The sequence below is a fragment of the Halorussus aquaticus genome (genome assembly GCF_024218795.1).
Taxonomy (GTDB): Archaea; Halobacteriota; Halobacteria; order Halobacteriales; family Haladaptataceae; genus Halorussus; species Halorussus aquaticus.
Genome location: NZ_CP100402.1, coordinates 247,246 through 272,098, shown reverse-complemented (window position 1 = coordinate 272,098; position 24,853 = coordinate 247,246). Strand labels below are relative to the sequence as shown.

The following is a 24,853-nucleotide window of genomic DNA, read 5'->3' as shown; positions in this document are numbered from 1 at the left end:
GACGTCGAGTTCGACTGACCAGTTCGACCCGCGTCGCGACACGCCGGAACACTCGAAACGTACTCTCTCCCGCGAGAATATTCCCGCCGTCCGCCCGAATAACTCGTCTAAACTCCCGGAAACCGGGATTCGGCCTGATTTGCTACACGATGCGTGCTCTCGTGGTTTAGTGGATGCCCATCGCTTCGATCTGTTCCTGATACCGGTTCCGTATCGTGACCTCGGTGACTTGGGCCACGTCGGCGACCTCGCGTTGGGTCTGTTTCTCGTTACAGAGCAGCGACGCGGCGTAGATCGCGGCGGCCGCGAACCCTGTCGGCGACTTCCCCGAGAGCAAGCCCTGTTCGGCGGTCTCGTCGATGATTTCGTTCGCCTTCATCTTGACCTCCTCGCTGACGCCGAGTTCGGAGGTGAACCGTGGCACGTACTCCTTGGGATCGACCGGTTCCATCTTGAGGCTGAGTTCCTTCGAGACGTACCGATACGTTCGCCCGATTTCCTTCTGCTCGACCCGGGAAACCTCCGATACCTCCTCCAGACTCCGCGGGATACCCTCTTGGCGGCACGCAGCGTAGAGGCAACTCGTGGCGACCCCCTCGATGGAGCGCCCCCGAATCAAGTCCTCGTTCAGCGCCCGCCGATAGATGACAGACGCCACCTCTCGAACCGACCGCGGGACGCCGAGCGCCGAAGCCATGCGGTCGATTTCGCTCAGTGCGAACTGCAGATTACGTTCGCCCGCGTCCTTCGTCCGAATTCGCTCCTGCCACTTTCGCAGGCGACTCATCTGGCTTCGCTTTTCGGACGAGAGCGAGCGACCGTAGGCGTCCTTGTTCTTCCAGTCGATTTGGGTCGTCAGGCCCTTGTCGTGCATCGTGTTGGTCGTGGGCGCACCGACCCGACTCTTGCTCTGGCGTTCGCTGTGATTGAACGCGCGCCACTCCGGCCCGCGGTCGATGGTCTGTTCCTCGAGGACCAGCCCACAGTCCTCGCAGACGATTTCGTTGCCATCCCCGCTCGTTACGAGACTCTCCGAGTCACACTCCGGACAGGACTGCGTTTCCGTTTCACCCTCCTCTTCGGAGGTGTGTTCTTCCTCGCTCTCTTGTTGGCGATTCAGGCGAACCATTTAATCGTATTCTAGTACAGGTTCTCGTCCGTTTAATAAGTACGGTCTGAATAGGCTCGGCTGTTTATCACGAGACGGACTCTCGACACTCGTTCGAGATTGTTCGTGACATTTGCTGGGCCGCGAAAACTGGAGTGACTTGGCGGCCGACTGTCAACAGGTGGTCTACGGGTCGGTCGTTCGGCGCGGTCCTCCAACGCATTAATAATGGGAAAATAAAACAATACTCTGCCACTTTTCGGTAAGCTGGCCACTCGTGATAAAATAACCATCTGCTTGGTAATACTTCTTATTAGAGTGTGTGAACTCTGCTTAGCCCTACAAGAGATTTATTACTACTCCCCCAATTATACGCGAACTCTGGTAGCTAGAATTTGCTTTCTCACCAAAAACGCGTGAATCACTTCTATATTGCAATCCAGAGCCAGAAAAGGGATAGGTATTATGTGCTCTTGGGCGCTAAAATACGATATCATAAATTAAAAGGGACGATTTTATAGGATTGTGTTTTATGGCCAATACTATCTTTCGCTGACCCGGCTGCAAATCCGAAATCCGTGTTACAAATCGTGGATTGGTTTTATAATTCCGCGGTCTGATGACACGGTTGATGACGGTACGCAGACTGGAGACCGCACGAGCAGTTAGTCCGTCGTTCGCCCGCCGCCGCAGCGACGCACGAACGACGACACCGACTCCCCGCACCCGACCGGAGGGAACCGATGGAGGAAATTAGCACCGACGCCGCGCCGCCGAGCATCGGCCCGTTCTCGCAGGGCGTCCGCGACGGGGACCGGATATACGTCTCGGGGCAGGGACCGGTCGACCCCGAGTCCGGCGACATCGTCGGCGACACCATCGAGGAACAGACCGAGCGAACGCTGGAAAACGTCGATGCGGTCCTCGCGGCGGCCGACCGCTCGCTCGACGACGTGGTGAAAGCGACCGTCTTCGTGCAGGACATGGACGACTACGACGCAATCAACGAGGTGTACGCCGAGTACATGTCGCCGCCGTATCCCGCCCGGAGCGCGGTCCAAGTCGAAGACCTCCCCATCGACATCGGGGTGGAAATCGAAGTCGTCGCCAGCGCCCGCGGGACGGAGGAGTGAGGAGTGACCGACCGATGAGAGCCATCGCAGTTCGGCGCGGCGAATCGACGCCCCGAGTCATCGACGTGCCGAAACCGACTCCCGACCCCGGCGAAGCGCTGGTTCGGACGCTTCGAGTCGGCATCGACGGCACCGACCACGAAGTCGTCGGCGGGAGCCACGGCGGCTTTCCCGATGGCGCGGACTACCAGATCCTCGGCCACGAGGCGGTCGGGGTCGTGGAGGACCCGAACGGGACCCGATTCGACGCGGGCGACCTCGTCGTCCCGACGGTCCGGCGGCCGCCGGGGGAAGAAAACGACTACTTCGAGCGTGGCGAACCCGACATGGCTCCCGACGGGGCGTACCTCGAACGGGGCATCGTCGGCGCACACGGTTACATGGCCGACTACTTCACCAGCAGCGAGCGGTTCCTCGTCGGCGTCCCCGACGACTTCGCGACCACCGGGTTCCTCGTCGAACCGGTCAGTAACACCGAGAAGGCGCTCGAACACGCCTACGCCAGTCGGTCGGCGTTCGAGTGGGACCCCGAGTCCGCGCTCGTTCTCGGCAACGGACCGCTCGGTCTCCTGACGCTGGCGATGCTGGTCGAACGCGACGACTTCGAGCGGTGCTACTGTCTGGGTCGGCGCGACCGTCCCGACCCGACGATAGAGATAATCGAGCGCCTCGGCGCGACGTACGTCGATTCGCGCGAGACGCCGCTTCCCGAGGTCCCGGACGCCCACGAGGCGATGGACTTCGTCTACGAGGCAACCGGCCACGCGCCCCACGCGTTCGAGACGGTGACTGCGCTCGCGCCGAACGGCGTCGGGGCACTGCTCGGCATCCCCTCGGACGGGACCGTCGAACTCGACGGCGGCCGTATCCACCGCGAGATGGTGTTGCAGAACAAGACGCTGCTCGGGAGCGTCAACTCCAACGTCGAGCAGTACGAGGCGGCCGAGGAGTCGCTCGCTGCGTTCCCCGAGTGGTTCACCGACGAACTCGTCACCGGCGTCTACGGTCCCGACGAGGTCGAGCGAGCGTTCGAGACGGGTGACGACGTGATAAAGACCGTCGTGGAGTTCGACGCGCTGTAGCCTCCGTCGCGGACTTCGACTGCCTCACTCTTCGACTTGCGCGGCGATGCGTTCGACGGCGTAGTCGGCCTCCGCGTCGGTGAGACACATCGGGTTGACCGTGAACTCGCCCGCCGGGAGCGCGTCCGCGCCGACGAACACGCGGGGTTCCTCGCTGCGGAGTCCGCCCACCACGTCGGCCGCCGAGACGCCGGCGGCGTCCGGGTCCACCGAGACGACGACTTCGGGCGCGACGGCGGTCTTGTCGTCTGCCGTGAGCGACGTGGCGAACCCGGCGACAGAACCGAGGTCGGCGGCGATTCGCTCCGCGCGTTCGCGCCACTCTTCGGCGAGGGCGTCGTGGTCCTCCTCGACGAACAGTTCGAGCGCGCGAATCAGGCCGACGAGTTCCTCCTTGCCGACCTTCATCGGCCGACCGATACCCTGTCGGGGGACGCCGCCCAGTTCCTCGGGGTCCACGAGTTCGCGCGCCGGTTCCCACACCTGCTCGGCGGCGTGCATGTCGAGGTGCTGGGCCGCGACCGACTCGACGAGGTCGTCCCGCCCGGCGAGGATGCCGGTCGTCTGCGGGCCGCGGACGGCCTTCCCGCCGCTGAACGCGACGAGGTCAGCGCCCGCGTCCACGAACGCCGAGAGGTTACTCGTCGGCGGGAGTTCGGCGGCCGCGTCCACGATTACGGGGACGCCGTTGTCGTGGGCGACGTCGCACACCACGTCGAGCGGCGGCTCCGTGTAGGACTTCTCGACGTAGGCGACCGCCGCGGTGTCCTCGCCGATGGCGTCGGCTATCTCCCACGGTTCGACGTTCCGGGACCCGGTGCCGAGGTGCTTGTCGTTGGTCCCGACGTCCACGACTGTCGCGCCCGCGGCCCGGAGCGCGTGGTCGTAGCCGGTCCGGTGGGTCCGGGGCATCACGATTTCGTCGGCGACGCCCTCGGTGTCGGGGAGGCGGGCCATCGTCCCGAGGTCGTCGCCCGCGATGCAGGCCGCCGCGCCGAGCGCGAGCGCGCTCGCCGCGCCCGACGCGACGTAGCCCGCGTCGGCTCCGGTCACGTCCGCTATCAGTTCGCTCGCTCTGGCCTGCAGGTCCGAGAGGCGCACGAACGCCTCCGACGCGCGGGCCATCGCGTCGACGGCCTCCGGCCGGATTCGGCTCCCGCCGATGCGGGTCTTCGTCCCCGTCGCGTTGACCACGTGCGGGACGCCCAACTCCTCGTAGATGGTCTCGGGTGGCATACGAACGTCTGGCGCGGCCTGCGTTAAATAGGTTCGGCGTTCGCCGACCCTCTCCTCCCCTCGCCCACCGGTACGTTCATTGTTGTCGGATGTACATCAGTAGCACGACGCGTTCCATGCCCGACACAGAAGCCGGTACGAGCTACTTCGGCGTACAGGACCCAGAACACGCGGCGGCGGACTTGGACCGCTTTCGCGAGGCCGGACTCGACGCCGTCCTCCACACGTTCAGCGAGCGCGACCGGGCGTTCTACCGCGAGACGATGGCCGACATCGTCGCGGCGAGTCGCGACCGAGGGCTGACGACGTACGTCAACCCGTGGGCGGTCGGCGGCGTCTTCGGCGGCGAGGAGTTCTCCCGGTTCGTGGCTCACAACTCCGACTCCCGGCAGGTACTCAGCACGGGCGAGCGGGTTCCGGCCGCCTGCTTCAACGACCCGGCGTTCCGGGAGTTCGTGCGCGGATGGACTGAGGACGCCGCCGGACTCGGCGCGGACGTGCTCTTCTGGGACGAACCCCACTGGCACGACGTCCACTGGTACGAGGACGGCTACCCCGACGACGTGTGGTGCTGTCGGTGCGACCACTGCAGGGAGAAGTACCGCGAGCGGTACGACGAACCGATGCCGGCGACCGAGACCGAGCGCGTCTCCCGGTTCCGCGAGGACTCGATGCTCGACTTCCTCGACGAGATGATGGCGCTTGCCGACGCGGAGGGCGCGGAGAACGCGGTCTGTCTCATGCCCACCCAGTCGGCCGACCACGGGCCGCGCGATTGGGCGCAGATGGCCGAGAGCGACCACATCGACGTGCTGGCGACCGACCCCTACTGGGCGGCGTTCACCGAGGACGCCGACCCCGGCGAGTACGTCGCGCGGTTCGGCGAGGAACTGGTCGAGGTCGCCGACGACCACGGTCTCCGGAGCCAACTCTGGATTCAGGGCTTCGGCCTGTCGGGCGAGTCGGCCGCCGACGACGTTCGGACCGCGACCCGGACCGCGCTCGACTGCGGCGCGGACAGCGTGTTCGTGTGGGGCTACGACGGCTGTCGGACCATCTCGGAGATAGCCTGCGAGGAACCGATGGCCGTGTGGAACGCCTACCTCGACGAACTCCCCTGACCGCGACCGACCCGCTACGTCACGCGGTCGAGGACGCGACTCCAGAGCGTCGGGAGATGGTCCCATGAGAGCAGTCCCTCGGGCGCCCAGTGGGGCGCGCAGTCGGTCGCGTACGCGAACGAACTCCCGTCGCCGTAGTCGCCGACCGCGAGGAACGGGTCGCCTCGGACCGTGGCCCAGACGTCCGCGTCCGACTTCGCCACGGTCCGGTTGTAGCCGAGGACGTGGGGCCACTCCGCGGGGAGGTCTTCGCACGGCACGCCCTCGTTCCGGGGAACCGCCCCGTCGGGCGTCTCGACCCGGTCGTCGCCCGCGGACACTTCGACCGGTAACACGTCCGCGACCGGCGTCCGCCCGTACCGGGCTTGGCCGCCTTTCCCCGCGAAACTCATGTAGCCGCCGACCATGCCGAGCGCACCGCCCTCCCTGACCCACTCCGCGAGCAGCGCACACCGGTCGACGTCGGTGTCGCCGTCGGCGACTCGGTCCGTAATCTGGAGGGTGTCCGCGCCGACGTCGCTGAGAATTACGAGGTCGTACTCGTCGAGTTCCGCCGTCGTTCGGGGGAACGACTCGGCCGCGACGTGACACGGCTGGTACGTCACCGACGCGCCGACCTCCTCCAGCGTCGAGACGAACCGGTCGGCGGCCTCGCCGTACTGACTGTCCTGCAGCACGTTTCGGCCCTTGATTTCGAACTGTACGGTCACCCACGACTCTCCGGCGAGGAGGACGTTCGTCATCGTCCGTCGTCTCGAACGCCCTCGGCATAAGTACACCGCTGGTGCCGACTCTTCAGAACGGGAACAGACGCTCGGCCGCGTCGTCGGTCAGCGGTCGGCCGTACTCGCTCACCTCGAACGCCTCCGCGTAGCGAACGTCGTCGCCGTCTTCGCCGTAGCGCTCGACCAGCGCGTCGCGGAACCGGTCCGACACGTCCGCGAGCGCTTCGACGTGGGGCAGACCGCCGTCCCGAAGCCACTCGAACCGCGCGTCGGGGTCGTCGGGGACCTCCGCTAACGCGTCCTCGACGTGGGGAAGCCACTCGTACATCTGGGACTCGTGGCAGTCGAGCATCTCGAACTTCCGGTCGGCCACGTCGTCCACGTCCACGACCACGTCCGGCGAGAAGGGGTACGGTCGGTCGAACGCGTCGCTCAGGTACGCGAAGACGGGGTTCCGGTCGAGCGCGGGCGTCGCCGGACAGACGTTCGGCACCGCGACGAGGTAGGCGGCGTCCCGCACGAGTTGGGCCGTGTACCGGTGGTCCGGGTGGTAGTCGTTCGGTCGGTGGGTGAGGACGAGGTCGGGCCCGAACTCTCGAATCGTCCGAACGAGTCGGTCGCGGTTCTCCAGCGACGGTTCGAGTCGCCCGTCGGGAACGTCGAACATCTCGAACTCGGCACCCGCGACCGCCGCCGAGGCTTCGGCCTCCGCGCGGCGGCGCTCGACCAGTTCCCGGCCCGCGAGTTCGTGGTGGCCCGCCTCGCCGTTCGTCATCGAGACGAACAGTACTTCGTCGCCGCGGTCGGCGTACTTGCAGGCGACACCGCCAGCTTTGAGGTCGCAGTCGTCGGGGTGTGCGCCCACGACGAGAACGCGAACGGTCTCGGTTGGCATCGTTTTCGCCTCGTTCGGCGACGGTATAAACGCTGTGCCCCGAATGGCTCGCGGTCGTCGCTCGTTGCCCGTCGGTTCCGGTCCGGTAACAGTTATTTGTAGGTGGGCTACGAGGGACACGTATGCCGATTACGAACGTCACCGCCATCCCGGTGGAGATGGACGTAGCGCCGCTCGAATCCGACCTCGGCCTCGCGCCCTACGTGAGCAATCACGACGAAGTCGAGTCCGTCACGCGCATGCTCGTCAGGGTGGACACCGACGACGACGTGACCGGGTGGGGCGAGATGCTCGTCGGGATGAAGTCCGCGGCAGTGACGAAGGCCGTGATGGACGACGTCGTCGCCCCCGAACTCGTCGGCCGCGAGGTCGGCGAGATACGCGACTTCGTGGACTCGTTTTACTTCCCGTACGTGAAGGTCCGGCCGTTCCTCGGGGCGGTCGAGACCGCGCTCTGGGACGCGTTCGGCAAGTCGGTCGGCCAACCCGTCCACCGACTCCTCGGCGGGAAGACCCGCGACCGAGTGCCCGTCGCCACGTGCCTCGGAATTCTCGGTCCCGAGGAGTCGCGCACGTACGCCAGACGCGCGGTCGAACACGGCTTCTCGACGCTGAAGACGAAGGCGGGCCCCGACTGGCGCGAGGACGTGGCGCGAATCCGAGCGATGCACGACGAGGTGGACGGCCGACTGGAGTTCCGCCTCGACCCCAATCAGGGGTGGTCGTTCGAGGACGCGGTCCGGGTCGCCACCCGACTCGAAGAGGAGGGCATCCTGCTCCAGTACCTCGAACAACCCGTCCGCATCGACACCTACGGCACGTACGCCTCGCTCCGGGACCGCGTGCGGACGCCCGTCGCGGTCAACGAGGACACCTACTTCCCGCGGAACCTCCGATACCTCCTGCAGGCCGACGCCATCGACGTGGCCGTCGTGGACCTCGTCCCGGCAGGCGGCATCCTCCGCGTCCGCGAACAGGTCGCGATGGCCGCCAACGCGGGCGTCTCGGTCACTCACCACTGCGGGTTCGACCTCGGGGTCAAGACCGCAGCGGTGCTCCACACCGTGGCCAGCACGCCCGGCATCAACCTGCCGCCGGACAGCGTCTACTACGGGTGGGACGACTACGTCGTCGAGGACCCGTTCGAGGTCGAGGACGGCGCGTACCCGGTTCCCGACGGGCCGGGACTCGGCATCGACGTGGACGAGCAGAAGGTCGAGCAGTACCGCGTCGATTGAGAGGAGACCTGACCGAGTTCGGTCGGTCGTGGCGGTCTCAGTCGTCTCCGGCCGCGCCGCGTTCGCCTCGGTCACCGGCCGCGTTTTCTTCGGTTTCCGCGCCGTCGAGCGGTTCGCTCTCCCAGTACTCGTGGTCCGGGTCCGCGCGGAAGCAGGCGGTCCGTCGGCCGTCGCCGTCGTGGTCCTCGAGCGACGGGCACTCGCGCGTGCAGACCTCCCGCGCGTCGAGACAGCGCGTGTGGAACCGACATCCGGAGGGCGGGTCGGTCGGTTCGGGGATGTCGAGCGACCGAACCGGCGGCGTCGAGACGCCCTTCGACCTGTTCTGGAGGTCCGAAGTCGCCCACAGCAACACCTTCGTGTAGGGGTGCTGTGGGTCGTGGATTATCTGCTCCGGAGTTCCCACCTCGACGAGTTCGCCGAGGTACATGATGCCGATGCGGCCGCCCGCCCGCTGGGTGAGGTGCTTCGCGTTGGCGAGGTTGTGCGAGATGAACAGGTAGGAGGTGTCGAACTCCTCCTGTAGTTCGAGCATGAGGTCCATCATCTCCGCGCGCAGCGACACGTCGAGCGCGCTGATGGCCTCGTCGGCGAGGATGAGGTCCGAGTTCATCAACAGCGCCCGGATGAGCGCGACGCGCTGTTGCTCGCCGCCGGACAGTTGGTGGGGGTATCGGCTGGCGTAGTCCTCCGCGGGCGTCATGCCGACGTATTCGAGCAGCCCGTAGATGCGGACCCGGCGGTCGGCCTCGCTCATCTCGGGTTCCCACTTCTTCAGCGGGGCGGAGAGTATCGACTCGATGGTGAAGTTCGAGTTCAGCGAGCTTCCGGGGTCTTGGTGAATCATCTGGAGCGACCGTCGAATCTTCTCCCACGAGTGGGTCACGTCTCCCCCGCCGAGGAACCCCTTGGCGTCCTTCGCCTCCCAAATGTCCTGCCCGCGGTACCGCACGTCGCCGTCGGTGGGCCGCTGGACGCCGATGGCGGTCTTCCCGAGCGTGGTCTTGCCGCACCCCGACTCGCCGACCAGCGCCACCACGTCGTTCTCGTGGACGTCGAGGCTCACGTCGTCGACGGCGTGAACGGTCTCCGAACCCGCGAGACCGAACAGCTGTTCGTCCTCGAAGTGGACGCTCACGTTCCGGAGCGACAGCAGCGGTTCGTCGTCCGCGTCGCTCATCGAGACCCACCTCCGGCGGTCCCGTCGCCGTACTCGCGGTCGATGGTGTCCTCCGGATCGCCGAGCATCAGCGGGACCTCCTCGCGGGCGTCCTGCCAGTGGAAACAGGCGGTCTCGTGGTCGGCGTCCACGTCCCGCATCTCCGGGTCGTTCCGCTCGCAGGTCTCGTCCGCGAGCGGACACCGGGGATGGAACGAACAGCCAGCGGGCAGCGAGGCAGGGTTGGGGCTGGTCCCCTCGATGCCCTCGATGTCCATCGCGCGGTCGGAGATGTTGGGTACCGCGTTGAGAAGCGCGCGCGTGTACGGGTGGGCCGCGTTCTCGATGAGTTCGTCGGTCGGGCCGAGTTCCACGAGGTCGAAGGCGTACATCACGGCGAGTCGGTCGGCGAGGTCCGCGACCAGCGGCAGGTCGTGGGTGACGAACACCAGCGTGAGGTCGTACTTCTCCCGGAGGCTCTCCAGCATGCTGACGATGGACCGCTGCATCAGGAGGTCGAGCGCGGCCGTCGGTTCGTCCATCACGACGACGTTCGGGTCGAGGACGAGTCCGAGCGCGATGAGCGCGCGCTGTTTCATCCCGCCGGAGAGTTCGTGCGGGTGGGAGTTCAGCACTTGGTCGGCGGGCAGGTAGAGGTCGGCCAGCAGTTCGCGGGCGCGTTCCATGCCCTCGTCCACGTCCGCGTCGTGCGCGCGGAGCGTCTCCTCGAAGTGGTCGCCGACGACCATCGTCGGGTTGAACGCGCTCTGAGCGCCCTGAATGACGAACGATATCTCGTTCCAGCGGAGGTCCATCAGTTCCTCCCGCGAGAGCGAGAGGACGTCGACGGGCGTCCCATCCGGCGGGTGATAGATGACCTCGCCGCTCACCTGTCCCGGCGAGACGACGGCGTCCAGCATCGCCGAGGCGAGCATCGACTTGCCCGATCCGCTCTCCCCGACGACGCCGAGCGCTTCGCCGGCGCGAACGCTGAGGTTCACGTCGCGCAGGACCCGAGAGTCCTCCTCGTCCGTGCTGAACGAGACGTTGGCGTCCCGTACCTCCAAGATGACCTCCTCGTCGGCGCGGTCGTCGTCCGCGTTCGCGGGTCGGTGTTCCGTTGCCATGGGGGTCACCTCCGGTCGGCGATTCCGCGGACCCTGCCGGTCGGTTCCGCGGGTCGGTCTCGGTCGTCGCGGCGATGCGGCGGCGTCGCGGTGTCGAAAGCGGACATGAATCGTGTGGTTTGTCGTGTCATTGGTCTGGTTAGCGGTACCCGATGAGTCGGAGTCCGAGGTGGCCGACGACGGCGTAGACGAACGCGCTCACGCCCCAGATGGCGAACATCCCCGCGAGGACGCCGTACGACAGTCCCGCGAGGACGTACTCCGAGAGCAGGACGGCGAGCAGACAGCAACCGACGCCGATGGCCGTGACGAAGGCGAGGAACGACTGTCGAATCGCCAGCAGGACGGCGGTCACGCGTCCGGTCGATGCGGTACTCACGACGCGTCACCTCCGCCGTTCGCCGACCCCTCGTGGCGTGCCCGGAGTTTGACGTTGAAGACGCGGTCGAGTCCCTGCGCCAGCAGGATGAACCCGAGCGAGATGAGGACGATGAGCGCCATCGGAACCAGCAACCAGTGAATCTGGTTCGGGTTCGTCAGGTTCGCGCCGGTGTACGCGTCGTCCATCATCACGCCCCAGTTGAGTTGCGATTGGGGGAGGATGCCGAGGAAGTAGAGCGCGACCGACTCGAAGATGATGCGGCGCGCGCTGTTGGCGAAGTTCACCGAGATGTACGGCATCAGGTTCGAGATGACGTCCCGGCGGAGGATGTGGAAGTCCGACAGCCCCATGATGCGCGACGCCTCGGTGAACGCCTCCTCACGGATGCTCAACACCTGCGAGCGGATGGTCCGCGCCAGCCGCGGCCAGTTGTCGATGCCGAGGATGAGACCCACCACGAAGGGGTTCTCGGGCTGATAGATGGTCGCCAGTACGATGATGAGGACCAGCCCCGGGATCGTGAGGACGGTGTCGGTCAGCGTCATCAGGGTCTTGTCGGTGCGGCCGCCGCGGTAGCCCGCGACGGTTCCGATGCCCGTCCCGAGGACGACCGACAGCAGCGCCCCGGCGGTTATCATCTGCAGCATCGCGGGCGTCGCGTGAACGACTTGTTTGAAGAGGGACTCGCCCATCACGCCGGTCCCGAGCGGGTACGCCCAGTCGGTGAACGGCGGCACGAAGATGGGACCCTCCATCACGGTGGGTTCGGGAACGACGTAGACGCCGACCGTCCCCATGAGAACGAATCCGACGAGGATGACCGACCCGACGAGTCCCCGCCAATCGTTCAGGAGTATCGCCGCGGGTGCGTAGACGCGGCGTTCGAACGCCCGTTCGACCTTCTCGCGGACCGTCGGGTCGGGCACGTTCGACGTTTGCGTGAACAGCGTCTCGTCCACGCCGCCGGTCCCGCCGGAGCGGCTACCCGTTCCGCCGTCGGTGCGAACGGTCCCACTGTCGGCGTCGTCGGTCGATTCGGTGAGGTCGTCAGTAGGTTTCACGTTCCTTCCCTCCTTTGACGCGCGGGTCGATGATGCCGTACGTGAGATCGGCGACGAGGATGCCCAGCAGCGTGATTATCGTGAAGAAGATGAACGACCCCATGATGAGCGGGTAGTCCCGGTTCATGAGCGCGTTGAACGTCACCATCCCCATCGCCGGGTAGTTGAATATCGTCTCGAGGATGATGCTGCTTCCGAAGACGCTCGCGATGCCCATCATGATGTTGGTGTAGACGGGTAACAGCGCGTTGCGGCCGACGTAGCGGATCGCGATTCGACCCTGACTGATGCCGCGGAGTCGCGCGACTCGGATGTATCCCTCGCCCATCTCGCGGATGCAGTTGCCGCGGAACGCCAGCGCACCGCCGAAACTGGCGATGAACGCCGAAAAGACCGGGAGCGCCGCGTGCTTGACGACGCCGACGATGAACGGTACGTTGAGACCGGGCGTCGTCGAGGGGTTCATGCGCCCCCCACTGGGGAACCACCCGAGGTTGAACGAGAAGACGATGAGCGTGAGGATGGCGACGACGTAGTAGGGAACCGTGCTGTTGGCGATTGAGACGAACGTCATCCCGGCGTCGAACTTGCTCCCTTCGTTGTACGCCATGACGGCACCGAACAGCAGACTGACGGTCGTCCCGAGCGCGAGACCGTAGATGCTGATGAACACCGACCACGGCATCGCTCGGAAGAGGATGTCGAACACGGGCTTGTTCTTGAATATCGACCGCCCGAAGTCCTGATAGAGGACGATGTTCTTCAGGTACTCGTAGTAGGAGACGTACCACGGCACCGACGGGTCGATACCGGTGTACGTTTTGACCATCGAGTTGATGGTCTGCATCTGCGCCGCCGACGGGCTTTGGCCCTGTTCGAGCAGTTGTTTCATCAGTCGAACCTTGACCATCTCGACCGGGCCGAACGGTAACATCCGGTAGAGGGCGAACGTTACCGTCAGTGCGATGAAAAACACCAGCACTGATTGGCCGATTCGCTTCGCATAATACATCGTGCTATCGTGGCTGTATTTCACCCACCGCAATAAATCTATGGTGGTTCTTCGCACGGGAGGAAGGCTCATTACGCCCGCACTTCACGTCCACGTATGTCGCTGCTCTCTCGACTCCTCGAACTCGTCGGCGACTCCGACGACGAACACGACCCCTATCAGTGCATCAGATGCGGCCGGACGTTCGAGCGCGAACACTACGAGTGTCCGGCGTGCGGCGTCCCCCACGCGGTCGTCCGGACGACCGACGCGGGAACGTCGGGGCAAGATACTTAATTCCCGTCGGAAAACGTCTTCACGAGAAAATGTCTCGCTCACCGACGTTCTTCGACTACGTCTGCTCGAACAGCGACAAGTTCGCCATGCTGTTCGCCTTCGAGTGTCTCGCGGGGGGACTCTCGGTCGTGTTCATGCTCGGCACGGAACCGGGAACCGCCTCGCACGTCGTCGGCATCCTCAACCTCGTCGGTGCCGTCGTCCTCGCGGTACCGACGGCCGGAATTCTGCTGAAGTGCCATCGGCGGTGACGCCGCGAGCGAAACCCGGTCGGCGGTGACGCCGCGCGAGTAAAAACGCGGTCGGTCGGGACGTTCGCCCCCGTCCGGCCGTCACTTCGTCTTCGCGCTGATGTGACCCTTCGAGAGGAACTCCATCGCGTTCGTGAAGTGTTCCGACTTCGTCTCCTTGGCGTTCGGGTGGTCGTCCACCTTTCCGGTGGGGAAATCGAACTTGTCGGTGTTGCCCCAGTACGCCCTCGTCTCGTCGTAGAAGCCGATGTGAGGCACCTGCCAGTTCATGTACCACATGAACTTCTTGGCGTACTTCTTGACCTCGTCCGCGGACTGGGTCTGCGTGATGATGTCGTTCCACTTGATGGGGTAGAGCGTCTGTTGCTCGCCCCCGGTTCCCATCGTGCCCACCTTCTTCGGGAACTTCGGTCGGATGGGGTGGTTGAGTTTCTTGCTCCGCGGCTGGCTCAGTTCGGGCGTCGTGCGATTGACCTTGCACTTGCCCTTCGGTTGCTTGACGGTGGCGACTTCGTTGTACTTGCCCAGACCGCCCACGCTGTTGGTCGCGAAGGCGTTCCCCGGATGCGAGGTGTTCGAGAACCAGTTGACCATGTCGAAGTCGTGGGTGTCGGTCCACCGCTTCCAGAAGCCGCTCGACGACGGGATGATGAGTTTGTTCTTGAACCCGAACTTGTCGAGTTTCGGGCTGAGGTAGTTCCCGATGGTCTCGTAGATGTTCCACGGCGGCGTCAGGTAGGTGAGGTCGTTGACCTTGCTCCCGTCCGGCCCGACCCAGACGCCGCCTTCCTTCGAGTAACCGGCGTCCTGTAGGACCTTCTTCGCCTTCTCCGGTTGCGCTTTCCGACCGTAGCCGATGAGCTTGTTCTGGAAGCTCTTGCCGCCCCACTTCTGGGCCTGCTTCGAGGACAACCCGTTGACGGTGCTTCGGGACTTGTACTTCAGCCCCTGCGTCGTCTTGATTATCTTGACCAGTTCGTCGTGGTCGAGGAGGTACGCGATGGCGCGGCGGACCGGTCGGCGGGCGAGGTGCTCGTTGTTCCAGTTCATCGCCAACTTCACGATGCTGGAGGTACCGAACCGGTTGAAGATGCCGACCCTGTCGCTGGACTGAGCCTGCGTGACCGTCTTGTCGCCCATGTCCAGTTTTCCGGTCTTGAGCGCCTGAATCGCCTTCTGTTTCTCGGAGATGAGGTGCCAGTTGAACGTCTCCAAGTTCGTCCAGTCGGCGCGCGGGTGGTCCTGATACTTCTCGTGGACGGCTTTCGTCGGCGAGAGCTGCGTCGGCTTCCAGAGACCACAGCCCAGTCCCTTCTCCGTGAGGTCGTTCAGCGTTATCCGGTGTTCTTGGAGGTTCTTTGTCACCTGCTTCACCGCGCTCTCGTTGCTCGCGTCCTCGTACTTCTCCAGCCACGACTTGAAGTAGTCGTGTTTGGCGACGACCGAGTAGTACTGGGACTTCTTCAGCGAGGGGTTGGCCGGACCGGGCAGGACGTTCTTGACGGTGTACTTGTCCACGACCTCCCAGCTATCCTCGGTCTGGTCGGGACCCATGTACTCCTTGTAGTCGCTGATGAGTTGGGTCGTGCGAACGTCTTCCGCAGTCACGGGGGTACCGTCCCACCACGTGTAGTCCTCGCTGAGTTTGATGTGGACCTCGCAACCGCCGCCCTCGAGGGTTATCTCGTCGGCGAGCCAGTAGATGGGTTCGCCCCGAGCGTTCGGGTACACCGGCGACTCCGACCACATGTAGTCCATCCAGTACTCGGTGTTCTTGGTGTCGGTGAACGGATTGACGTTCGACTGACTCGGTTGCCAACTGACCGGCGCGCGCATGTTGAGCGTCGTCGTCACGGGCGACCCACCGCTCTGCTCGGTGTCGCTCCCGCTGGTGGTGCCGGTCTCCTCCGGTTTCGAACTCATCGTCACGTCGGTTTCGTTCGGGTTGTCGCCGCTACAACCGGCCAATCCTGTCAGCGCCGCGCCGCCGCCGAGCGCGAGCCATTGCCGCCGAGTCACCCTGTTTCCGTCGGTGTCGCCACCGGTGACATGGTTATCGTTAACCATACTTACTCACAATAATGATAAAATATACTAAAAAGCTTTGGTAGTGTCTTTTACACCACCGTCGGTGATGGCAAAACGTGTCGAGTCTGAAACCTGTGACTCCGACCGCAAGACAGTTCAAATCGGAGTCGAAACAGCGACTACATGGACAGAAGCGACCGTAATCGAAGCGGAGACGTCGCTATCGTCACCGGAGCGAGCAACGGTATCGGCCGGGCCATCGCCAGACGCCTCGCCGCCGTGGACGCCACCGTGGTCGTGGCCGACGTGGACGCCGAAGGCGGTGCGGAGACGGTCGCCGCTATCGAGGACGACGGCGGCACCGCCGAGTTCGTCCGCACCGACGTGAGCGACGCGACCGACGTCTCGACCATGGTCGAGGCGACGATGGACGCCCACGGGAGCGTGGACGTCCTCGTGAACAACGCTGGCGGTTCGTTCGACGACGGGAATCCGGACCGCGTCACGGAGGAGGCGTGGGACCGAATCGTGGACGTGAACCTCAAGGGGCAGTTCCTCTGCGCGCGCGAGACGCTTCCCGCGATGGTCGAGTCGGGCGGCGGCGCGATGGTCCACGTTTCCTCGGTCAACGCCCGACTCGGCGTCGGTCTCGCCGCCTACTCCGCGTCGAAGAACGGCGTCCTCGCGCTGTCCCGGATTATCGCCACGCAGTACGGGCGACACGGCGTCCGCTCGAACGCGGTCTGTCCGGGGAGCATCATCACCGACGCGTCGAGCGAGAAGCTAACCAGCGAGGGACCGGTCCGCGAGGAGTGGCTCGACCAGTATCCGGTCGATCGGTTCGGCCGCCCGGAGGACGTCGCGGCCGCCGTGGCCTTCCTCGCGTCGGACGAGGCGTCGTTCATTACGGGCGCCGAACTCGCAATCGACGGCGGTCTCACCGCGGGTCTCGACCAGCGACTGGAGACGATGATGTACGACATCGACGACCCGCCGACGGGCGGCGGCGACGCCGAGTGACTGGTCCGACCGTCGCTGGCCTATAAGTGTTCCCGCGAGAAAGGTGGTCGGTGATGGAGTTCGAGGTTCGCAGGCTCACCGACTACACCGCGGTCCGCGACGGTATCGAGTGCTGGAATCGCGCGCATCCCGATTTCTCGCTCCCCGAGCGAGTAGTGACCCAGAGCGTGTTCGCCCCCTTCGACGGTCTCGACGTGACGGTGTGGGGCGCGGTCTCGGACGGGAGCGTCGTCGCAGTCGCGGTCGGAAAACGCCTCGTGGAGACGATTCCCGACTACGCCGGTCCCGAACAGGGCTGGATTAGCCTGTTCGCCGTGGACCCGTCGGTCGCCGACCGGCGCGCCATCGCCGACGAACTGCTCGGAACGGTCGAGCGCGCCGCGACCGACCGCGGCGTGTCTCGTCTCCGCTTCGGCGGCGACCCCGGACAGGTCCTCCCCGGAGCGCCGACCGAGTTCGACAGCCTCCGCGAGACGCTCCGCGACGCGGGGTTCGAATCGCGTGAGACCGTCCACGACCTGCAACGCGACATCGCGGAGTTCGACCCCGGTGAGCGCGTCGCCCGCGTCCGCGAGTCGTGGCCGGGCCTGACCGTCGAGCGCGCGGGCGCGGACGACGCCGACCTCCGCTCGTTCCTCGCCGACCAGTTCCCGGGACGCTGGTACTACGAGGCGCGAAACGTCTGTCGCGTTCCCGGCGGCGGCACCGATTACTGGCTCCTCCGACACGACGGGACGGCCGTCAGGTTCGCGCGGACGAACGCGCCGGACTCGACGTACCGCGGCGCGAACGTCAACTGGGCCGACCGCCTCGACGGTGCCGTTTGCGGTCTCGGTCCGCTCGGCGTCCACGAGTCGTATCGGGGTCGTGGCTGGGGACTGTGGATGATAGCGAGCATCGTTGAGCGGTACCGGGACGCGGGGTACGACCGGACGGTAATCGACTGGACGGGACTGCTCGACTACTATCGGAAGCTCGGATTCGAGCCGTGGCTGGCGTACGAGACGTTCGCGAAGGAGGTCTCGTCGTGAGCGACGCGACATCCGACGCGCGCCGACGCCGGGGATGCGACTCCGAGGAAGTCGGCGAGCGTACCGTCGTCGGTCTCATGTCGGGCACCTCCCTCGACGGCGTGGACGCCGCCTGCTGTCGGATTCGCCGGGACGGCGAGGGGCCGCGCGGCTACGACGTGAGTGTCGAATCGTTCGTCACGTGCCCGTACGACGCCGCGTTCCGCGAGCGAATCGCGACGGCGTGCGGCGAGGCGGGAACCGTCGCCACCGCGTGCGAGTTGAACGTGGCGCTCGGCGCGGTGTTCGCTGGCGCGGCCGAAGACGCCGCGGACGCCGCCGGTCTCTCGCTCGCGGACGTGGACGCCGTCGGGTCGCACGGCCAGACGATTCGCCACGTTCCCGAACCGCAGTCGCTCCCGGTCGGCGACGACCGACTGCGCTCGACGCTACAAATCGGGGACGGCAGCGTCGTCGCCGAGCGAACCGGCGTGCCCACGGTGGCGGACTTCCGAACCGCGGACGTCGCGGTCGGCGGCCACGGCGCGCCGCTCGTTCCGTTCGCCGACATCGCCCTACTGGCCGACGACACCTGCTTCCGCGTCGCCCAGAACGTCGGCGGTATCGCCAACTGCACCGCGCTCCCGCCGGACCCGACCCGCGGCGACGTGTCGGCCTTCGACACCGGGCCGGGGAACATGGTCGTCGACGGCGTGGTGGAGTTACTGACCGACGGCGAACGGACGTACGACCGCGACGGGCGTCTCGCCCGCGCGGGAACCGTCGACGAGGCGCTCGTCGAGGAGTGCCTGGACGACGACTACTTCCGCTCCGAACCGCCGAAATCGACCGGACGCGAGCGGTTCGGTCGGGCGTACGCTCGGGAGTTCCTCGACGCGTGTCGCGCTCGAAACCTCTCGGACGAGGACGCCGTCGCCACCGCCACGGCGCTGACCGCTCGCTCCGTCGCGGACGCCTACCGCCGGTTCCTCCCGCGACCCCCGGACGAGGTGGTCGTCTCCGGCGGCGGCGCGTACAACCCGGAACTCGTCGGAATGCTCGACGACGCGGTGGACGCAGAGGTTCGCACCATCGACCAGTACGGCGTCGGTGCCGACGAGAAAGAGGCCGTCGCCTTCGCTCTGCTCGCCGCCGCGGCGATGGACGGGGTTCCGAACAACGTTCCCGAGGCCACCGGCGCGTCCCGCCCCGTGGTAATGGGAAAGCGCTGTCCGCCGCAGTAAGAGCGGCGGTACTCTCGCCGTCGATTCTGCCCGTTTCGACTCCGGTGAACTACTTCTCCGCCTCTCGAGGGCTGACTGACACCGACTGGTCGGTGAAGACACCCGCCGGTCCGCCGCCAGCCATCCCTTTCGACCAGACTGAAAACGGCGGATTTTCCCGTATAACACCGCCGAGCGTATTAAACCGGTGCGAAACCCGTCAAAAACTCCGTTCACCGTGCCATTACACGACTAGAGCTGTAAAGTCACAATATCGGGAGAAAATCCCTGGAAACGCGATATATCCGGGGAAGAAACGTTCTACCTGCTATTTCGACTAGGCGAAAACGACTTCGAACGGAGTCGAAATAGATAGCGAGTAACACGACTGCGTATCTTCGACGCCGGTGTCCCGACGCACAGTTCGACTCTATCGAACCGATGCTACGGGGTCTGTAACGCCGCAGAACGGCCGGAGACGGCGAAGAGACGCTGCGAATCCTCGAAGTCGAGAAAGCGAAACCGAGAACGGAACGAGTTCGGCCTTACGGCGACGACGGAGCGACGCCGGGAAGGTCGAGAAGTCCGACGAGCGACGAAATCTCGTACGTCGGTTCCGCTGAGAGCGCGTAGTCCTCTCGGTGGGACCGGCGGACGAACGCCGAATCGAGACCGGCGCGGTGGGCGGCCGACACGTCGCAGTCGCTATCGCCGACGTATAGTCCCTCCGCCACGTCGAGGTCGGCCTTCGCTCGCTCGACGTAGTGGGTGTCGGGTTTGGTCCGTCGGAACCCTTCGACCGTCGGTTCTCGACCGTACACCGCGTCGAACAGGTGTTCGAGGTCGAAACGCGCCAGCATGTACTCGACGGTCGCGTGCTGGTTGCTGCTGACGACGCCCATGCTGTGGTCCTCGACGAGTTCGTGTAAGACGGCGCAGTCCCCGTAGGGGACGCGTTCGCCCTCGTCCATCATCTCGCACTGGAGGTCCGACGCGTTGGTCTCGCGTCGCGGCCAGAACGTCTCGAACTCGACGCCGTGTTCGGAACACGCCCGGCGCATGCTCTCGACCGTCGCCCCCGACACGAACGCGTCGAGGTCGGCGTCCTCGGGCGGGACGCCGAACTCGTCGAAGGTCGTCGCCACCGCCTCCCGATAGACCGTCGGGTGGTCCGCGTGTAAATCCAGCAAGACTCCGTCTACGTCGAACAGAATCGCGTCGTACGTCATCTACCACTTTGTTCAGTCGGACGACACAAATAGGTTTTCGACGAGACGGTCGAACCGAGGCGAGATTCACGCGGGTGACACCTGAACTAGTGTTATAGTTCTAAGAAATAAATTAAAGTAACTACAACTTAATAATCAAGATGCGATGCAAGAAAACAACGAAGCGAAATCGACTCGGCGAGACGTACTGAAACGCGCCGCCACGGCCGGTGTCGTCGGTCTCGGTGGCACCGCACTGGCGAGCGGTACCGCGGCGGCGAAGCCGTCCGTCGACTGGGAACCGGCAGATTCGAGCAACTTCACGGCCGCGGACCGCGGCGCTGGCAAGATAGACTGGATCGTCATCCACACGGTGCAAGGCTCGGCCAGCAGCGCGGTCAACTGGTTCCAGAACCCCGACGCCGACGTGAGCGCCCACTACACCATCTCGGAGGGTGGCTACACGTACCAGAGCGTCAGCGACATCAACATCGCGTGGCACGCTGGCGGTTCGAACTACAACACGTACTCGGTCGGCATCGAACACGGCGGCTACGTCAGCGAGTACTACGAGGACGCCCAGTACCGGGCGTCGGCCAAACTCGCCAGTTGGCTCTGCGACCAGTACGGCGTTCCGAAGCAGCACCCCGGAAGCGTCCCGTACGACGCGAAGAACCCGGCCAACGGCGGCATCATCGCTCACTCCCAAGTGCCCGGCAGTACGCACACCGACCCCGGTGCCAACTGGGACTGGGACTACTACATCGACTTCGTCAACTCGTACTGAACGCCAGTACGAGCGTTCTCGACCCAACGTATTTCGGACTCGTTCCCCAGATAGCGTCGAGCGTGTCGGTCGTCCCAACGAGAGATTCGACGCGTCGGCCGACTCTTCCGTACTGCAACAGTTAACACGGTCGTCGTCCGTACACCAGCACGATGACACGCTCGGACGACTCACTCGAAGCGTTTCTGACTCGCGGTCTCGACGACGGCGTCTATCCCGGTGGCGTCGCAGTAGTCGGCACCGCCGACGGCATCGACCGAGTCGCCACCGCCGGACGGCGCGACCCCGAACGCGACGCGCCGACGACTCGCTCGACGGTGTTCGACGCCGCCTCGCTCACCAAACCGGTCGTGACGGCCACGACCGCGCTCGCGCTCGTCGAGTCCGGCGACATCGCGCTCTCGGACGAACTCCGCCGCCACGTTCCCGAGTTGGCGGGGCACCGTCGCGGCGAGATTCGACTGGACCAGCTTCTCACCCACAGTTCCGGCCTGCAACCGTACGCCTTCTCGGAGTCGTGGAGTTCGGCGTCCGAGGTGTTCGCGGGCCTTCGAGACCGCTCGCTGCTCGACGCCGACCCCGGCGAGCGACACGAGTACAGCTGTCTCAACTTCGTCTATCTGGCCGAGGCGCTCCGGCGCGCGACAAGTCGGCCGCTGGACGAACTCGCCCAGACCCGCGTCTTCGACCCCGCCGGAATGGACGCATCGCGCCTCGGTCCGGTGAGCGACGAGGAGAACGTCGCCGCGACGTACGACCGCGACTACCGGGACCGCACGCTCAGAGGGCAGGTACACGACCCGCTGGGGTGGGCGATGGACGGACACAGCGGCAACGCCGGACTGTTCACGACCGCCGACGACCTCGCGGCGTTCGCGCGGGCCTACCTCGCCGCCGACGGGACGCTGTTCTCGGCCGCGACCGTCGACCGACTCCGGGACGACTGGCTCCCGGACTGCGAGGAGCGTCACAGCCTCGGGTGGCGACTCGCCGACGGGACATACCCCGCGCCGAACTGGTCGCGGAGCGGACTCGGTCACACCGGCTACACCGGAACGTCGCTGTGGCTCGACCACGACCGCGACCGGTTCGCGGTGTTGCTCACGAATCAGGTCCACGACGGGACGGAGACGGGTCTCGTCCGGTTCCGCGAGCGATTCCACGCGATGGTCGCCGCTGGCCGGTTCGATTGAGTCGGCGAGCGGTTTCGAGACCGAGTCGAAAGTGACGAACGCGCGCCACCGCGCCCGAATTCCCGCTCCGGACGCACAATATTTAATACAAATCGCACGCCTTGAGTGATATGGTCGCAGTCTGGAGCTATCCGTGGCGACTGCTCTCGCGGGACCCCGCCGAGACGAGACGCGAGTTCGCCGAGATGGGCGTGACGAGCGTCACCGTCGCCGCACACTACCACTCTATCCGAACGCTCGACCCGCGTGCGGAGAACGGTCTGTTCGAATCGTACGAAGGCGGCTGCTACTTCGACCCCGACCGAGGGGCGTTCGCCGACACGTCCGTCGACCCGCCGGTGAACGAGGTGGACGGGCGGGCGGACCCGTTCGGCGACGTCGTCGAACTGCTCCGCGAGAGCGGCATCGACGTGAACGCGTGGCTCGTCTGCTTTCACAACTCGAAACTCGGCGCGGAGAACCCCGTACTTCGCGTCCAGAGCGCGTTCGGCGACGACCACGAACACGCGTTCTGCCCGTCCCAACCGGCGGTTCGCGCCTACTTCGAGGACGTCGCGCGCTCGCTCGCCGAGTACGACATCGAGGCCATCAACCTCGAATCGCTCGGGTTCCCGAGCGCCTTCCACGGTCACGGTGCGACGTTCGGCCACGCGAAGAACCAAGTCGTCAGCGGGACGGCCGAGGAGATACTCGTCTCGCAGTGCTTTTGCTCGGCCTGCCGGGAGCGAGCGGCCGACCACCCCGTCGATTTCGACCGCGCCCGCACGACTGTCCGGTCGATAGTCCGGGACGTCGTGAGCGAACCGACGCCGCAGGTGAGTTCGCTCGAACGCCTCGTCGCGGACCGTCCCGTGCTGGAGGACCTCTTCGACTTCCGGGCGTCGGTCATCGAGACGTTCGTGGAGGGCGTGGCGGCCGCCAGCGGCGGGGTCGACCTCACCTACTCGGCGTCGGACGGTCTCGGCCGGGACCCGAACGACGGGTGGCCCGCGGGCGTCGTCCTCGACCGGATTCGGCCCTACTTGGACCGAATCGTCGCGCTCTGCTACACCGACGACCGGGAACTCGCCCGCCGCCGCGTTCGGCGGTACCGGGAGGCCGTAGACGTGCCGGTCGACGCCGGGGTGACCCTCGACCCCGACGTGGCCGAGACCGAGACCGAGTGGCGGGGCATAGTCGACGGGGTCTCCGACCTCGCCGACGAGGTTCACGTCTACAACCACGCGCTCATGAGCGACGCCCACCGCGACTGGTTCGACGCGGCCGCCCCGCACCTCGGACAGTGATACCGTCCCGCGACCGGCGCAGTCGGTGACGCTGTCGTCGAATCGCGGCGGGAGACGCCCGAACGTGGCGCGACGGACGGGGGGACACAACGTTTTTTAACCCGACGGTCCGTTACCGGAAGTATGGTGCAACTCGGCGTAGAACGGTTGCTAGACGACCGCTCCGGCGCGGTCGAGGGCGACCGACTCGGACTCATCACGAACCCCTCCGGGACCGACAGCGACCTCAACACGACCATCGACCTGCTCGACGACCGCGACGCGTTCGACCTCCGGAAACTGTTCGGTCCCGAACACGGCATCCGGGGCGACGCGCAGGCGGGCGTGAAGGTGGACGACAGCACCGACGACCGAACCGGTCTCCCGGTCAAGAGCCTCTACGGCGAACAGCGCCAACTCCGCCCGGAGATGGTGTCGGACGTGGACACCGTCATCTACGACATGCAGGACGTCGGGTGTCGCTTCTACACGCTCATCTACACGCTCGCGTACGCGCTCGAAGGCGTCGCCGAGGCCGGAAAGCGCATGGTCGTCCTCGACCGACCGAACCCCATCGCGCCGGTGTCGGTCACGGGCAACCGGGTCGAGGAGTCGGCGTCCTCCTTCGTCGGCGCGTACGAACTCCCCATCGTTCACGGCCTGACGGTCGGCGAACTGGCGACGTACTTCAACGAGGAGTTCGACATCGGCGCGACGCTCGAAGTCGTCGAGATGCGCGACTGGTCGCGTTCGGACTGGTTCTCCGACACCGACCTGCCGTGGGTGTACCCCTCGCCGAACATGCCGACGCCCGGAACCGCGACGCTGTACCCCGGCATGGGCTTCTTCGAGGGGACGAACCTCTCGGAGGGCCGCGGGACGACCAAGCCCTTCGAACTCGTCGGCGCGCCGTGGATAGACGCCGACGAGTGGGCGGCGGAACTGTCGGCCCAGAACCTCGACGGCGTCGCGTTCCGCCCGGCGTACTTCTCCCCGACCTTCTCGAAGCACGAACACCAGAACGTGACCGGCGTGCAGGTCCACCTCCTCGACCGCGACGCCGTGGACCCCGTGATGGTCGGTCTCACGGTCCTCGCGTCGGCGTTCACCTCTCACGACGAGTGCGAGTGGATACAGTACGACGACGAGTTCTTCGTGGACAAACTCGCAGGCGGAAGCTACCTGCGCGAGACTATCGACGCCGCCGACTCCGCGAGCGAACCCCGCGAAATCGCGGCGGACGTCACCGCCCACTGGGAGGACGACCTCGCCGAGTTCGCCGACGTGCGCGGGAAGTACCTCCGCTACTGAGT

At 65.5% G+C, this 24,853-nt stretch carries 24 protein-coding genes; 13 read left to right on the top strand and 11 right to left on the bottom strand.

Going from position 1 to position 24,853, the window contains the following annotated elements:
- Nucleotides 1–166: 166 nt before the first annotated feature.
- Nucleotides 167–1,129, bottom strand: a complete 963-nt coding sequence (locus NGM06_RS21825) for a transcription initiation factor IIB (protein ID WP_254270511.1) — start codon at nt 1,127–1,129, stop codon at nt 167–169.
- Nucleotides 1,130–1,851: 722 nt separating this feature from the next.
- On the opposite strand from NGM06_RS21825, the gene NGM06_RS21820 reads away from it, so the two are divergent.
- Both NGM06_RS21820 and NGM06_RS21815 read left to right on the top strand, forming a co-directional pair.
- A complete protein-coding gene (locus tag NGM06_RS21820; RefSeq protein WP_254270510.1) occupies nt 1,852–2,241 on the top strand; it encodes a Rid family detoxifying hydrolase in 390 nt (129 codons plus the stop codon).
- A gap of 14 nt (nt 2,242–2,255) precedes the next feature.
- Entirely contained in the window at nt 2,256–3,323 is a 1,068-nt protein-coding gene (locus NGM06_RS21815) for a glucose 1-dehydrogenase (RefSeq protein ID WP_254270509.1), read from the top strand.
- A 24-nt stretch (nt 3,324–3,347) separates the two neighbouring features.
- On the opposite strand, the gene NGM06_RS21810 is transcribed toward NGM06_RS21815, so the two are convergent.
- Nucleotides 3,348–4,559, bottom strand: coding sequence for an aminotransferase class V-fold PLP-dependent enzyme (locus tag NGM06_RS21810; RefSeq protein ID WP_254270508.1), 1,212 nt, complete (start codon nt 4,557–4,559; stop codon nt 3,348–3,350).
- Nucleotides 4,560–4,675: 116 nt separating this feature from the next.
- Between NGM06_RS21810 and NGM06_RS21805 the strand changes: the two genes are divergently transcribed.
- Nucleotides 4,676–5,680 carry a hypothetical protein gene (locus tag NGM06_RS21805; RefSeq protein ID WP_254270507.1) on the top strand — a complete coding sequence of 335 codons (1,005 nt, stop codon included), beginning with the start codon at nt 4,676–4,678 and terminating at the stop codon, nt 5,678–5,680.
- 14 nt (nt 5,681–5,694) lie between these two features.
- Here NGM06_RS21805 and NGM06_RS21800 read toward each other — a convergent pair whose 3' ends face one another.
- Together NGM06_RS21800 and NGM06_RS21795 are read right to left on the bottom strand one after the other, a co-directional pair.
- A complete protein-coding gene (locus tag NGM06_RS21800) occupies nt 5,695–6,423 on the bottom strand; it encodes a glutamine amidotransferase (RefSeq protein WP_254270506.1) in 729 nt (242 codons plus the stop codon).
- Between the two features lie 52 nt (nt 6,424–6,475).
- Nucleotides 6,476–7,300 carry a PIG-L deacetylase family protein gene (locus tag NGM06_RS21795; protein WP_254270505.1) on the bottom strand — a complete coding sequence of 275 codons (825 nt, stop codon included), beginning with the start codon at nt 7,298–7,300 and terminating at the stop codon, nt 6,476–6,478.
- 122 nt (nt 7,301–7,422) lie between these two features.
- Between NGM06_RS21795 and NGM06_RS21790 the strand changes: the two genes are divergently transcribed.
- A complete protein-coding gene (locus NGM06_RS21790; RefSeq protein ID WP_254270504.1) occupies nt 7,423–8,538 on the top strand; it encodes a mandelate racemase/muconate lactonizing enzyme family protein in 1,116 nt (371 codons plus the stop codon).
- 37 nt (nt 8,539–8,575) lie between these two features.
- Here the strand turns inward: NGM06_RS21790 and NGM06_RS21785 are convergent, their stop codons facing one another.
- The 5 genes from NGM06_RS21785 to NGM06_RS21765 form a co-directional block, all read right to left on the bottom strand.
- Nucleotides 8,576–9,718 carry an ABC transporter ATP-binding protein gene (locus tag NGM06_RS21785; RefSeq protein ID WP_254270503.1) on the bottom strand — a complete coding sequence of 381 codons (1,143 nt, stop codon included), beginning with the start codon at nt 9,716–9,718 and terminating at the stop codon, nt 8,576–8,578.
- Nucleotides 9,715–10,824 carry an ABC transporter ATP-binding protein gene (locus tag NGM06_RS21780; protein WP_254270502.1) on the bottom strand — a complete coding sequence of 370 codons (1,110 nt, stop codon included), beginning with the start codon at nt 10,822–10,824 and terminating at the stop codon, nt 9,715–9,717. Before NGM06_RS21780 ends, NGM06_RS21785 begins: the two co-directional genes overlap by 4 nt.
- A gap of 139 nt (nt 10,825–10,963) precedes the next feature.
- A complete protein-coding gene (locus tag NGM06_RS21775; protein ID WP_254270501.1) occupies nt 10,964–11,203 on the bottom strand; it encodes a hypothetical protein in 240 nt (79 codons plus the stop codon).
- A complete protein-coding gene (locus tag NGM06_RS21770; protein ID WP_254270500.1) occupies nt 11,200–12,267 on the bottom strand; it encodes an ABC transporter permease in 1,068 nt (355 codons plus the stop codon). The genes NGM06_RS21775 and NGM06_RS21770 overlap by 4 nt, the downstream gene beginning before the upstream one ends.
- The gene (locus NGM06_RS21765; protein WP_254270499.1) at nt 12,254–13,243 is read right to left on the bottom strand and encodes an ABC transporter permease; all 990 of its coding nucleotides are present in this window, start codon (nt 13,241–13,243) and stop codon (nt 12,254–12,256) included. The genes NGM06_RS21770 and NGM06_RS21765 overlap by 14 nt, the downstream gene beginning before the upstream one ends.
- Nucleotides 13,244–13,375: 132 nt before the next feature.
- Between NGM06_RS21765 and NGM06_RS21760 the strand changes: the two genes are divergently transcribed.
- Together NGM06_RS21760 and NGM06_RS21755 are read left to right on the top strand one after the other, a co-directional pair.
- A complete protein-coding gene (locus NGM06_RS21760) occupies nt 13,376–13,555 on the top strand; it encodes a hypothetical protein (protein WP_254270498.1) in 180 nt (59 codons plus the stop codon).
- A 29-nt stretch (nt 13,556–13,584) separates the two neighbouring features.
- Nucleotides 13,585–13,806: a hypothetical protein gene (locus NGM06_RS21755; protein ID WP_254270497.1), complete on the top strand. Its 222-nt coding sequence runs from the start codon at nt 13,585–13,587 to the stop codon at nt 13,804–13,806.
- Between the two features lie 81 nt (nt 13,807–13,887).
- Here the strand turns inward: NGM06_RS21755 and NGM06_RS21750 are convergent, their stop codons facing one another.
- The gene (locus NGM06_RS21750) at nt 13,888–15,873 is read right to left on the bottom strand and encodes an ABC transporter substrate-binding protein (protein WP_254270496.1); all 1,986 of its coding nucleotides are present in this window, start codon (nt 15,871–15,873) and stop codon (nt 13,888–13,890) included.
- Between the two features lie 144 nt (nt 15,874–16,017).
- Here NGM06_RS21750 and NGM06_RS21745 point away from each other — a divergent pair, with 144 nt between their 5' ends.
- Genes NGM06_RS21745 through NGM06_RS21735 form a run of 3 tightly spaced genes read left to right on the top strand, consistent with a single transcriptional unit; the run spans nt 16,018 to nt 19,108 of the window.
- Entirely contained in the window at nt 16,018–16,854 is an 837-nt protein-coding gene (locus tag NGM06_RS21745) for an SDR family NAD(P)-dependent oxidoreductase (RefSeq protein ID WP_254270495.1), read from the top strand.
- 53 nt (nt 16,855–16,907) lie between these two features.
- Entirely contained in the window at nt 16,908–17,885 is a 978-nt protein-coding gene (locus tag NGM06_RS21740) for a GNAT family N-acetyltransferase (RefSeq protein WP_254270494.1), read from the top strand.
- On the top strand, nt 17,882–19,108 hold the full coding sequence (locus tag NGM06_RS21735; protein ID WP_254270493.1) for an anhydro-N-acetylmuramic acid kinase: 1,227 nt from the start codon (nt 17,882–17,884) through the stop codon (nt 19,106–19,108). The genes NGM06_RS21740 and NGM06_RS21735 overlap by 4 nt, the downstream gene beginning before the upstream one ends.
- A 524-nt stretch (nt 19,109–19,632) precedes the next feature.
- Here the strand turns inward: NGM06_RS21735 and NGM06_RS21730 are convergent.
- Nucleotides 19,633–20,316, bottom strand: coding sequence for an HAD family hydrolase (locus NGM06_RS21730; RefSeq protein WP_254270492.1), 684 nt, complete (start codon nt 20,314–20,316; stop codon nt 19,633–19,635).
- Nucleotides 20,317–20,461: 145 nt separating this feature from the next.
- Here NGM06_RS21730 and NGM06_RS21725 point away from each other — a divergent pair, with 145 nt between their 5' ends.
- The 4 genes from NGM06_RS21725 to NGM06_RS21710 all read left to right on the top strand — a co-directional run bounded on the left by NGM06_RS21725 (nt 20,462) and on the right by NGM06_RS21710 (nt 24,851).
- Nucleotides 20,462–21,082, top strand: a complete 621-nt coding sequence (locus NGM06_RS21725; protein WP_254270491.1) for an N-acetylmuramoyl-L-alanine amidase — start codon at nt 20,462–20,464, stop codon at nt 21,080–21,082.
- A gap of 152 nt (nt 21,083–21,234) precedes the next feature.
- The gene (locus tag NGM06_RS21720; RefSeq protein ID WP_254270490.1) at nt 21,235–22,275 is read left to right on the top strand and encodes a serine hydrolase domain-containing protein; all 1,041 of its coding nucleotides are present in this window, start codon (nt 21,235–21,237) and stop codon (nt 22,273–22,275) included.
- Between the two features lie 110 nt (nt 22,276–22,385).
- A complete protein-coding gene (locus tag NGM06_RS21715; RefSeq protein WP_254270489.1) occupies nt 22,386–23,561 on the top strand; it encodes a hypothetical protein in 1,176 nt (391 codons plus the stop codon).
- 123 nt (nt 23,562–23,684) lie between these two features.
- On the top strand, nt 23,685–24,851 hold the full coding sequence (locus tag NGM06_RS21710) for an exo-beta-N-acetylmuramidase NamZ family protein (protein WP_254270488.1): 1,167 nt from the start codon (nt 23,685–23,687) through the stop codon (nt 24,849–24,851).
- Nucleotides 24,852–24,853: the final 2 nt, after the last annotated feature.